At 58.8% G+C, this 11,714-nt stretch carries 9 protein-coding genes and 1 pseudogene; 7 read left to right on the top strand and 3 right to left on the bottom strand.

Annotation, left to right across the window (positions count from 1 at the left end):
• The 5 genes and pseudogenes from CQ12_RS45655 to CQ12_RS11120 all read left to right on the top strand — a co-directional run.
• A pseudogene (locus CQ12_RS45655) lies at window positions 1-271 on the top strand (hypothetical protein); the annotation flags it as partial.
• A 307-nt stretch (window positions 272-578) separates the two neighbouring features.
• Complete coding sequence (locus tag CQ12_RS11105; protein WP_057835351.1) at window positions 579-1,559, top strand: NAD-dependent epimerase/dehydratase family protein; 981 nt, start codon at window positions 579-581, stop codon at window positions 1,557-1,559.
• Window positions 1,560-2,097: 538 nt separating this feature from the next.
• Complete coding sequence (gene lpxD, locus CQ12_RS11110) at window positions 2,098-3,120, top strand: UDP-3-O-(3-hydroxymyristoyl)glucosamine N-acyltransferase (protein WP_057835352.1); 1,023 nt, start codon at window positions 2,098-2,100, stop codon at window positions 3,118-3,120.
• A gap of 55 nt (window positions 3,121-3,175) precedes the next feature.
• Window positions 3,176-4,414: an SAM-dependent methyltransferase gene (locus CQ12_RS11115; protein ID WP_057835353.1), complete on the top strand. Its 1,239-nt coding sequence runs from the start codon at window positions 3,176-3,178 to the stop codon at window positions 4,412-4,414.
• Window positions 4,415-4,725: 311 nt separating this feature from the next.
• A complete protein-coding gene (locus CQ12_RS11120; protein WP_057835354.1) occupies window positions 4,726-6,372 on the top strand; it encodes a B12-binding domain-containing radical SAM protein in 1,647 nt (548 codons plus the stop codon).
• 56 nt (window positions 6,373-6,428) lie between these two features.
• Here CQ12_RS11120 and CQ12_RS11125 read toward each other — a convergent pair whose 3' ends face one another.
• The gene (locus CQ12_RS11125) at window positions 6,429-6,803 is read right to left on the bottom strand and encodes a hypothetical protein (protein WP_157088131.1); all 375 of its coding nucleotides are present in this window, start codon (window positions 6,801-6,803) and stop codon (window positions 6,429-6,431) included.
• A 54-nt stretch (window positions 6,804-6,857) separates the two neighbouring features.
• Window positions 6,858-7,097 carry a DUF1127 domain-containing protein gene (locus tag CQ12_RS47215; protein WP_057835356.1) on the bottom strand — a complete coding sequence of 80 codons (240 nt, stop codon included), beginning with the start codon at window positions 7,095-7,097 and terminating at the stop codon, window positions 6,858-6,860.
• A gap of 165 nt (window positions 7,098-7,262) precedes the next feature.
• Between CQ12_RS47215 and CQ12_RS11135 the strand changes: the two genes are divergently transcribed.
• Together CQ12_RS11135 and CQ12_RS11140 are read left to right on the top strand one after the other, a co-directional pair.
• On the top strand, window positions 7,263-8,828 hold the full coding sequence (locus tag CQ12_RS11135; protein ID WP_063799721.1) for a winged helix-turn-helix domain-containing tetratricopeptide repeat protein: 1,566 nt from the start codon (window positions 7,263-7,265) through the stop codon (window positions 8,826-8,828).
• Between the two features lie 259 nt (window positions 8,829-9,087).
• Complete coding sequence (locus tag CQ12_RS11140; RefSeq protein ID WP_057835358.1) at window positions 9,088-10,398, top strand: sulfatase family protein; 1,311 nt, start codon at window positions 9,088-9,090, stop codon at window positions 10,396-10,398.
• A gap of 118 nt (window positions 10,399-10,516) precedes the next feature.
• Here the strand turns inward: CQ12_RS11140 and CQ12_RS11145 are convergent.
• A partial coding sequence (locus CQ12_RS11145; protein WP_057835359.1) for a tetratricopeptide repeat protein occupies window positions 10,517-11,714 on the bottom strand: 1,198 nt, incomplete at its 5' end.

An 11,714-nucleotide genomic window follows, 5' to 3' on the forward strand; every position in this document is an offset into this window, starting at 1 on the left:
CCCTGGCTATTTGTCTTCGATCACTTCTATGCTGATGCGGACAGGGTACGTGGCTCCGCCAAACGAATCATCCGAGCTGGTCGTCATGGCACTCGCTGAGCTTTGGCAGTTCGTGCCCATCTCAGCGAACGAGATCGCCGATCGTTGGGTGATCTGGGATTCAAATGGCAGGCCGCGGCCGCGCGAAGGTGCGTTCGGCAAGAATGTTGTGGGGTTGAGATCGAGCAGCATCGACCCAAGCCGATCGGTCCTAGCGGAAGAGGAGTACTAGCCGCCGCCCCTGCGCTATTTCGCGTCCTGCTTTGCGCGTCCTTCCTTGCCAATCGGCGAGCCGGCACGCGTCCGTTCGCGGCGAGCTTCTTACACTTTGCGCCGAAACTTGCCGCAATTGGCCGGTGAGTCCCAAGGCGGACATTCCAACATCGAATTACGTGGTCTGCTCGCCCTTGATCTACCTCAAGGTATCGGGTGACGAATGCCGAGAGTTTGTGGCGGGCATGCTAGAACATGAACCATCGCTTACGCCGTTGGTGCTGCATCTTAATCTAAAATAGTTCAGCTTGGGGTGTACGCGTAGCATGACGCGCATACTGGTCACAGGTGGCAGTGGATTCATCGGCATGCACCTCGTCTCGGCGCTGATCGCGCGAGGTCGGCAGGTGAGGGTGCTCGACCTCCAGCCGCCCCCTCGCGCGTTGCCGCAGGTTGAATATATCAGCGGATCGGTGCTGGATCGGGAACTGGTGGATCGCGCGATAGATGGGGTCGACGAGGTCTATCACCTGGCTGGCTTGCCGGGGATGTGGTTGCCGCGGAAAGCCGATTTTCAAAGGGTCAACTGCGGTGGCACCGAGATCGTGATTGAGACGGCGCGCAAGCGCGGCATCAAGCGCTTCCTGCACTGCTCGACGGAATCCATTCTGTTCCGTGCCTCCCCGTCGATGGTTCCTGTCGCTGACAATGCGTTGCTGGCGGACGACATGCCGGGCCCATACACCCGCTCGAAAATGCTCGCCGACCGGTTCGCCATGCAGGCCGCCGCATCCGGATATCCTATCGTGATCGGCTGTCCCACCATGCCCATCGGGCCTTACGATCACAATGTCACGCCGCCGACGGCGATGCTCCAGTATTTTCTCGGCCGCCGTCTTCAGTTGCATCTTGATTTTGTCGTGAACCTCGTCGATGTGCGCGACGTCGCCGAAGGGCTGATCCTTGCCATGGAGCGCGGACAAGCTGGACATCGCTATGTTCTCGGCGGCGAAAGCATTCCGTTAAGACAGGTTCTCGAACTGATGGCTGAGATCAGCGGCCGTCGCGTCCGGTGCATACAAGTGAACGGCAAGGTCGCCGAAATGGTCACGGCGACGCTGGAGTTCATCGCCGATCACGTGACGCGCCGGCCTCCGTCGGGTACCGCCGAAGGCGTTCGTATCGCATTGCGCGCAGGCGCCTTCTCGATCGAAAAAGCGCAACGCGAGCTGGGCTATGCGCCAGGCCCGGTCGAACCTGTGTTGCGGCAAGCCATTGCGCATCTGCTTGATGGAGGAAACGATTAGCCTGAAGGGGACTCGACACTGCGCGCCCTCGACCGTTTCACATCGAGCGCTTACGGCGCCTATTCAAGGGCGACCGCAAGGCGAGGCAAGGGAGTCGTCAGACAAAGCCGCATTGAAGTTCGGGCTGATCGAACTGGAGTCCGGCCCGTCGTTGCCGGGTGGCGAAGCCGGATCGGCCCCGAGTGCATCTTGAAAAGGACGGCTGTGGCGCATCCGCACCTGATAGTCGGTAGGTTGGAGACCTAGGCAGCCAAGGACGCACGGCAAGCTTGCCTGATCGGCCTTTGATCTATCTCAAAGCTCCGAGCGATAAACGCCGAGAATCTGTGGCGGATTCGCTCAATCGCGAGAGCCGGACCTTCACTGTGTCGTCGAGACCGGAGTGATTGGTTGGTCAAAGGGGAGGAGAGAATGATCAGGTTGATGGATCTTGCTGGCTTCGGCTAATCGCTCGCAACATCGGCGCTGGGCAATCAAGACTGACAATCCAAGTGACACGTAACCAGCCCAAAATTCCCAAAGCTTGAAGAGTAGGGAAATGGCCGAAGCAACCATGGGAAACGCAAGGTTCTTTCGCCGAAGTGGGCCGCATCCTCTTGCGGCTGTTGTGGGAGTGGCACGCGGGATTGCTAACGGGCGGGATCTGCTCGTCGAAGGCGTGGCCCCCCTCCAAACGGCTGGCCCCAACGAGGTGAGCTTTCTGGACAACAGACGTTATGCATCAGCACTGGACCAGACATTGGCCGGTGCTGTGATTGTGCATCCTGATATGGAAGCGCGAGTGCCTGTTAGGTCGGTGGCGATCGTCACGACAGAACCATACGCGGCTTGGGCGCGTGTCGCTGCCTTGTTCTATCCCCTGCCACCGGTGTTTCCCGGTATTCACCCGTCTGCAATCGTCGCGGAGGAAGCTCTCGTCGATTCGTCGGCGGAGGTCGGACCGCTGTCTGTTATCGAGGCCGGAGCAGAGATAGGACCTGGCTGTCGGATCGGTCCTTACGCGCATGTCGGAAGCGGCGTGATCGTGGGGCGAGACTGTCGCATTGGTGCACATGTGAGCTTGAGCTACGCGATTTTGGGAGCGCGAGTCTACGTCTATCCCGGCGCGCGAATAGGGCAAGAAGGGTTTGGGTTCGCTTGCACCCGAGATGGATTTCTATCGGTCCCCCAGCTTGGCCGGGCAATTCTAGAAGACGACGTTGAGGTTGGTGCCAATACGACAATCGATCGAGGATCATCGCGAGACACGGTGATTGGCGCTGGCTCCCGTCTCGATAATTTAGTGCAGATCGGCCACAACGTGATCCTCGGCCGATGTTGCGTGATCGTCGCCCAGGTCGGCATTTCGGGTTCAACTGTGCTTGAAGATTTTGTCCGCGTCGGCGGGCAGGCGGGCATAGCCGGGCATCTTCGGATCGGTCAAAGTGCGGAGATCGGAGCGCAAGCGGGCGTCATTTCGGATATAGCTCCCGGCGCCACAATGCTTGGAAGCCCTGCTCAGCCGATGAAAGACTTCTTCCGACAAGTTGCCAGGCTCAAAAGGATGGCAAAGAAAGGTTAGGACTGCTGGTACTGGACGAGCGGTTCTACGAGCGGCGAGCACGGAGGAGCCCCACGTGCGTTTGTTGTCCAATTTGCTTCGACGCTTCATCCGCCAGGGCACTCTGCGAGTTCGCGACGCCGAGGGGAAGGTCCATGTTTTTGGTGGGTTCCTGCCCGGGCCCGACGTCGCCATCCACCTCCACGATCGCAAGCTCTACACCATGCTGTTCATCAATCCGGAGCTATATGCCGGCGAAGCCTATATGGACGGCCGGCTGACGCTGGAGGACGGCGCCGCGATCCATGATTTTCTGCTGCTGTTCTCGGTCAATCGCGCTGGGCTTTATTCGTATGGCTCACAGAAGCTGATGCGACGAGTGTGGCGCGGCCTGCGCCGCTGGCACCAAGCCAATCCGATCGGGCTTGCCGCCGCCCATGCCCGCCACCACTACGACATCTCGACCGAACTTTACCGCCTGTTCCTGGACGATCAGATGCAATATTCCTGCGCTTATTTTCGAGACCCCGAGCATGAAACGCTGGAACAGGCGCAGCGCAACAAGCTGATCCATGCCACCAGCAAGCTGCAATTAAAGCCCGGCATGACCGTCGCGGAGATCGGCTCCGGTTGGGGCGGCTTCGCCATTCATCTGGCGCGCGAAACCGGCGCCCATGTCACCGCAGTCAATGTTTCGCCCGAGCAGATCAAGGCAGCACGGGTTCATGCCGAGGCCGCCGGCGTTTCCGATCGCGTGACGTTTTGCGAGTTGGACTATCGCCAGCTCACCGGCCAGTTTGACCGGGTGGTTTCGGTCGGCATGATGGAGCATGTCGGCATCGGACATTTTGACGAGTATTTCCTCAAGATCCGCGAACTCCTAACGGCTGACGGCTATGCCTTCATCCATTGCATCGGCCGGATGTCGCAGCCCGGCACCACCGGCCCCTTCATCCGCAAATACATCTTTCCTGGCGCCTATGTGCCGGCGCTATCCGAGACCTTCGCTGCCACGGAGCGCTGCGGTCTTTGGTGCAGCGACGTGGAAGTGCTGCGGCTACATTATCGCTACACAGTGAAGCAATGGCGCGAGCGCTTCGCCAAAAATAGGGCCCGCGCTGCTGCGATCTACGACGAGCGCTTCTGCAGGATGTGGGAATTCTATCTCGCCGCCGTCGAACTCGAATTCCTGCATGGCTCTCACATGGTGTTTCAAATTCTGCTGTCGACCAAACGTGATGCGGTGCCGATCACGCGCGATTTTATGATCGACTTCGAGCGGGCAGCCTGGGCGCGTGCGCAGACCGCCGGCTGAAGGGCGCCGACCCGGCATTCCACCGACCTTGCTGACACGCGTCGAGGTGATCGAACAGATCGGCCGATCACTTCCGGCAATGGAACTCTTCGGAAGTAGCTGATTAACGCAGCAGCGCTTATCGGGTCGGAGCGGACGTGATGTATCTGCATGCCGAGGTCCGGAGATGACCGATGTTGATAAAGTCTGCGATCCGCAACCTAGGTCGCCCGTCCAGTTTGTGACAGTCGGCCTCGCCTTGTTTGCTCGAATCGACCCTTGAGTCCCGACAAACTGCGTGACACCCTGCCCCCCAATCCACGGGGAGTCACATGACGATTCTTTGCCGTGTCCTAATGGTCTATCCGAAGTTCATTCCGAACTCGTTCTGGAACTATACGGAAGCCTGCGAACTGGTCGGCGCGAAGTATCCGGCCGCGCCACTCGGCCTGATCACTGTCGCCGCCATGCTGCCGAAGCATTGGGATATCCGTCTCGTCAACCGTAACACCGAACCTTTGACGGACGCGGACCTCGACTGGGCCGATCTCGTGATGATCGGCGGCATGCTCAACCAGCAGCCTGATTTCATCTACCTGATCGATCTCGCCCACCTGCACGGCAAGCCAGTATGCGTCGGTGGACCTGACGTGTCCTCCAGCCCGCATCTTTACGCGGACGCGGACTTCCAGGTGATCGGCGAGGCCGAGCAAGTCATCCAGCACTTCATCGCCGCCTGGGAAAGAGGCGAGCGCAAGGGCGCGTTCATCGCCGAGAAATTCAAGATCGACGTCACGCTAAGCCCGATGCCCCGCTACGATCTGATTAAGTTCGATCACTATCTCTTCATCGGCGTGCAATATTCGCGTGGATGCCCATTCACCTGTGAGTTCTGCGATATTATCGAGCTATATGGTCGCGTGCCGCGCACCAAGACCAACGATCAGATTCTCGCCGAGCTGCAAGCGCTCTACGATCACGGTTATCGCGGGCATGTCGATTTCGTAGACGACAATTTCATCGGCAACAAGAAAAACCTTCGCACGCTACTGCCGCGGCTCAAAGCCTGGCTGGAAGAGCGCGGCTATCCGTTCGAGTTCTCGACCGAAGCCTCGATCAATATCGCGGACGACGACGGTCTGTTGCAGGCGATGAAGGACGCAAACTTCTTCGCGATTTTCGTCGGCATCGAGAGCCCGGATCCAGAGGCGCTCATGCAGATGAAGAAGAAGCAGAACACCAGGCGCAACATCGCGGAGTGCGTCCATAAGATTTACGGCTACGGCATGTTCATCACCGCCGGCTTCATCGTCGGGTTCGATACCGAGAAAGTTTCGATGGGACAGGCGATGATCGACTTCATCGAGGAGACAAACATTCCAGTCTGCATGGTTGGACTACTCTATGCGCTGCCTGGTACACAGCTGACGCGGCGGCTAGCCAAGGAAGGCCGCCTACACAACGGCCATGACCTCATGAAGGTCGAGCAGGCGGGCGACCAATGCACGCTTGGATGCAATTTCGACACCAAGCGTCCGCTTCGTGACATCCTTGTGGATTACAAGGCAGTGCTCGAGCACGTTTTCTGCCCGACGGCATACGCGGGACGACTGTCACGGCTTGGCGTCATGCTCGACCGCTCCGACCGCCGCCGCGACCTGCCAGATGGCGACATGCGCAAGAGGCTTGGCGGCATCGACAGTGTACACAAGGTCATGCGGACCCTACCGGAGGTTCGCGAGCCGTTCTGGAAGACCTTCGTCGAGGTCGCTAAGACCAATCCAGGCGCACTACGTTACATTGTGATGCTGATGGCGCTGTACCTGCACCTCGGGCCATTCTCGAAGCGCGTGATCAGTGAGATTGACCGCCGCTTGGCCGAGTTGGACGGGATGCATCCGGTCATGGCCACGGAGTCGTCTGCTCGTGCTCGTCCGGTAAAGGCCACGGGCGAAGGAATGAGCAAATTTAGGCCGTGAACTCATAAAGATGCAGAAGCGGACATCCGCTCCCTTAAGTCGAGGCCGTGATACGATCAATATCTTTCGGCGAGCGGCCCGCCCCAGTCGAATTTGTAGTTCGTGCCAACTTTGACAACTTGAATCTTTTGCCTGATGTCCTCGTCGAATGGAGGCTGTCCCGGCAGCGCGCCGGTGGGCGTGAAGAAAGTGGGCTCGGTTCCAAAATCCAAATAGTTGTACTCGGTATAGACAGGAACGCCGGCGGCCAGAAGCTGGCAGGCCCCGCAACCCACTGTAACGAAGTAAGCAGTCAACATGTCCGGTCCTGGCCCGAAGCCGATATACCCATTTTCGCCGCGCATGTCGGCTTTCAGGGGGAGAGCCGACCAAGCGCGGATAGGCGGCGAAGTCACCTGTTGACCCATATCGGAAGTCGGCACCTGCGCCACGAGGCGTCTGGTAGTGTCCAATTCCGACCAGCAACCGTTGCCAGATATCGACATTCATTCGGCGGATCGGATGTCTCGCGGGTTGCCACCTCGATGCGAGACGACGTAGTCGATCTCGCTACGCGTGGTCCCGATGTCCATTAGCTCCCTGTCACTTAGGTCGCACAAATTGGCTATTAATCTCTGGCGTTTGCGTCGTTCCTGAAACGCACCCCAATACTTCTTGAAAAAGCTGGATGCACGCCGGGTCGACGCGGCGGTCTGTCCTAACCCGTCACCATAGGTCGTGCTCATCGCGGCATCTCCCCTGGGTGTTGTTTCTACCTAGCCAAGGATTGCCAAGGCATCGAAGGGCACGCTTGACATTCGGCTTACATTTTCCTTACCGGCGGCTTATTCTTTGCGCTCTAAAGCCATGCTACTGTCTCTATGATTGGTGACCGCCTGAGGATTGGCAGCTTGCGTTATCTCTTCGAGGATTACGCTCTTGACACCGACCGGCGCGAGCTACAACGCGGCCCCGATGTGGTCCCCACGACGCCACAGGTTTTTGATCTGCTTGACTACCTGATCCGCAACAGGGAGCGCGTCGTCAGCAAGGACGATCTCGTGAGCGCGATCTGGAATGGGCGTATCGTATCTGACGCGGCGCTGACCACCCGTCTGAACGCGGCTAGGAGCGCCATCGGCGACACCGGCGAAAAACAACGCCTGATCAGAACGATGCCACGAAAGGGGGTTCGCTTCGTCGGCGCGGTGCACGAAGGGGATAGGCCTTCCGATACTGCGGCAGCAGCGGACAGCCACGTGGAGCCGTCAAGACCCGCACTTGCGCTCCCCGACAAGCCATCGATCGCCGTATTGCCGTTCCTGAACATGAGCGACGATCCCAAGCAGGAGTATTTTGCGGACGGAATGGTCGAGGAGATCACCACGGTGCTCTCGCGGTTCAAATCGTTGTTTGTCATCGCGCGAAATTCGAGTTTTACTTTCAAGGGCCAAGCCGTCGATATCAAGGAGGTCGGACGCAGGCTTGGTGTCCGCTATGTCCTTGAGGGATCTGTGCGCAAGGCTGTGGGGAAAGTTCGAATCGCTGGGCAGTTGATAGACACGGTGACAGGCGCGCACATCTGGGCAGACAGGTTCGAGCGTGATCTGACGGACGTTTTCGCTCTCCAAGACGAAGTAACGGCCGCTGTTGTCTCAGCCATTCAGCCGAAATTGCTTCAAACAGAGATTGCTCTGGCGACGCGGCGGCGACCGGAGAACCTCACCGCATATGATTTCTATCTCCGAGCCCTGCAACAATATTACCTGACGACCCGTGAAGGGGTGGCCGAGGCGATCAGGCTGGCTCATCGCGCTTTGGAGCTGGACCCTCGGTTCGGCTTGGTCGCGGCTTTGGCAGGTGTCGGTCACACGCGAAACGTCCTTTTGGGCTATGCTGCTAATCCTCAATTCGACCGCAACGAAGCAGTTCGACTGCTTCGCTTGGCATTGAGCCTCGACGATAGTGATGCAGACACGTTAGCATGGGCTGCCTTTATCTCGGCATGCATGGTCGGCGATTGTGAAAGTAGTGTCGAATTGGCTGACCGGGCGGTCTCGCTCAATCCAAACTCACATCGAGCATGGGGCAGCAGAGGCTGGGTCTATATAGCTGCAGGGCTGCCGGCGGAAGCGGTCAGGAGCTTTGAACGCGCCATTCGCAGGAGCCCGGTAAACCCGCAGCTATATTTGCCGTTTGGTGGGATGGGATTGGCCTTTATTGAGCTTGGTCGGTTTGACGAAGCCATCGTCGCAGGGAAGAAAGCCCTGCGTCAGAACCCCTCCTTTTCGGTAGCTTATCGCTGTCTCGCGTCCGCTTACGCCCATGTCGGACGTGATGCTGAGGCCCGCGAGGCGGCGGCACGTCTGCTTGAAGTCGATCCCGCCTTTACAATATCCGCGTGGATCGCTCGGGGCGGCCAATCAAACTCGAAGCTGTTGATTGAGGGGCTCCGCAAAGTGGGGTTGCCCGAATGAACCGGACTTGCGCGCGTCGACGAGGTGATCGGATAGATCCCCCTTTTGCTGCGCCCCATGAGTCAGCAATTGGCCCCAAGCAGAACAGCGCTTAAGCCGTTGTCATGTCAGCTGATAGAGGCAGACAGGACGCCGGTCATGCTCGCCTCCGCCGCCGCTTGTGACCCAACCCGGACATCGGCGACGCATTTAATTGCGGGCCCCGTCGACCCGCGCATTCCGGTCTGGCATACTGTCAATTGGATGGAGATCGACTTCCATGCCCCAGCATCGGAATACCGACCGCCCGAACATCATATTCATCGTTGCCGATGACTTGGGCTCCGCCGACCTCGGTTGCTACGGTGGGAGTAGTGTTTCGCCGAATCTTGACCGCTTGGCCAGCGAGGGATTGCGATTCACGCGAGGCTATTCGAACTCGCCGGTTTGCTCGCCCGCGCGCTTTGCCATGATTACCGGGCGATGGCAGTACCGCTTACGTGGGGCGGCCGAGGAGCCACTTGGAGGACGACGCAGCACGACGCTTGGCCTTCCACCCGAACATCCGACGCTTCCGTCGCTTCTGCGCAAGGGAGGGTATTCAACGGCGTTGATGGGCAAGTGGCACCTCGGCAGTGCACCCGCTTTCGGCCCGTTGCTGAGCGGATACGAGGAGTTCTTTGGACCGATGGGTGGCGGCGTCGACTATTTTTCCCATGTCGGTTTCAGTGGCGTGCGGGACCTCTGGGAGGGTGACCGGGAAAGTGCCGAGCAAGGCTATCTGACCGACCTGATCACGCGGCGGGCGGTCGAGTATGTGCAGCGCAAGCGCGACCGGCCGTTCTTTCTCAGCGTTCATTACACCGCGCCGCATTGGCCCTGGGAAACGCGGGACGATGCCGAAGAGTCACAGCGCATTGGCGCTGACATCGCGCATCTCGACGGCGGCTCGGTCGAAACCTATCTCAGAATGATTTCACACATGGATGAAGGGATCGGTCAAATCGTTGCGGCGATTCCGGAGGCGCAATACGACAATACGCTGGTTGTGTTTGTCAGCGACAATGGCGGCGAACGGTTCTCGAACAATTGGCCGTTTATCGGCGGAAAGATGGATGCGCTCGAAGGCGGAATTAGAATTCCGCAAATCGCTTGGTGGCCGCGCGGCATTGCGGCGGGCTCGAATTCAGCGCTGCCCACGCTGACGATGGATTGGATGCCCACGATGCTTGAGATCGCCGGTGTGCAACCTGATCCCGATTATCCGCCGGACGGGATGAGCCTGCTGCCGCTGTTTGCCGACACCGGATGGAATCCGGCCCGCGATCTGCATTGGCGGGTGAAGCATCGCCTGCAAGCTTCAACCGTATCCGGGCGGTGGAAATATCTGCGCGTTGACGGGCATGAATATCTTTTCGATGTGGTCGCCGATGGCCGCGAGCGAGCTAATCTCGCCAAACGGTACCCGCAGCGCCTGGTCGAAATGCGTCAGAGCTGGGAGGCTTGGGCCAGGACGATGCCCGGCATTCCGGATGACGCCGCGGTTTCCCTGTTGTGGGATGAATCCGACATGCCACGGCCGACACATTGATTTGTAATCGAGCAATGCGTTGACTTCCGGTATTGGCCCTTGGCCGACATGCTTTCCGGGGTGGATCGGACCAAGCTCGGATGGAATCCCAACGTCGGCTTGTGACCCATCTCCGACATTACTCCTCCGGCACCCCAGCCAAGCGCATTCCCTCTATGATGCGCCTGCTTCCGGCACGGAACGTTTGATTACCGCGATATGGAAGAGCTTTGACGCGACGGATAGTGAAAGTCGGATCAAGAGCAAGTCCTGCGGTCGCAGCAGCTCGCGCCTCGTCCAGCCTTCCGAGAAGCGCGAGCGTGGCGGCCAGTTCGAAATGCGCAAATGGATAATTTGGGTTGGCCTTCAAACATCGACCTAACCACTCAGCTGCTTCGGCATCGGCTCCGAGCTGCAGTTTGGCTACACCAACGTAACTCATCCACCGATGTACACCTTCGTCGCGAGGCGACAAGCGCAGCGCTTCTTCTACATGGGCCTGGGTTTCTGCAGCGCGACCGACAAACAATTTGGCGCCACCAAGAGAACCATGCGCTTCGGCTAAGTTGCGGTTCAAAGCCAACGCGTGCTCGCATTCAGCAATCCCCTGAGTCGCGCGGTTCGAAGTGAATTGGACGATACCCAGAAACATGTGAGCCAGTGCGTGCTGCGGAGCCAAAGATAGTGCCTTGATCAAGGCCATTTCAGCCGCTGCAAGGCGCTCCTCAGCGTCATCGGCGACAAAAAGGGTGGCGCTTGCTGCATCGACCGCCGCGATGCCCACCAGGGCCTCGACGTTATCGGGTTCGAGCTCCAAGGCGCGTTCGAAGAAGCTTCGTGCTTCTGTCATATGTGTTGGAGTCCAACGCTTGTTCCAACGAGCCATCCCCTGGAAATACAGGTCGAGAGCACTTGGGTGCAACGAGCGTTCCGATCGCCGTGCCTCAGCCGCGACGAGTTGGGTATTCAGTGTGCTGGCAAGCCGCGATACGATTTCGTCCTGCATGTCGAACAGATCGCCGACAGGCTTGTCGAACCGCTCCGCCCAAAGATGATTGGCGGTTTCGGCGTCGATCAGCTGTACGTTTACTCGAAGCCGGTTGCTACCACGCTGCACGGAGCCCTCAAGCACGTAGCGGACGTTCAACTCCCGGCCGATCTGTTTGAGATCAATCGCCTTGCCTTTGTAGGCAAATGCGGTGTGTCGGCCGATGACGAATGAGCCGCTGATGCGCGACAAATCCGTGGTCAGGCTCTCGGTTACACCATCGACGAAGTAGGCTTGCTCGGGATCACCGCTGAGGTTGGCGAAAGGCAGCACAACGATGGAAAGACGA

The organism is Bradyrhizobium jicamae (assembly GCF_001440395.1).
GTDB lineage: Bacteria > Pseudomonadota > Alphaproteobacteria > Rhizobiales > Xanthobacteraceae > Bradyrhizobium > Bradyrhizobium jicamae.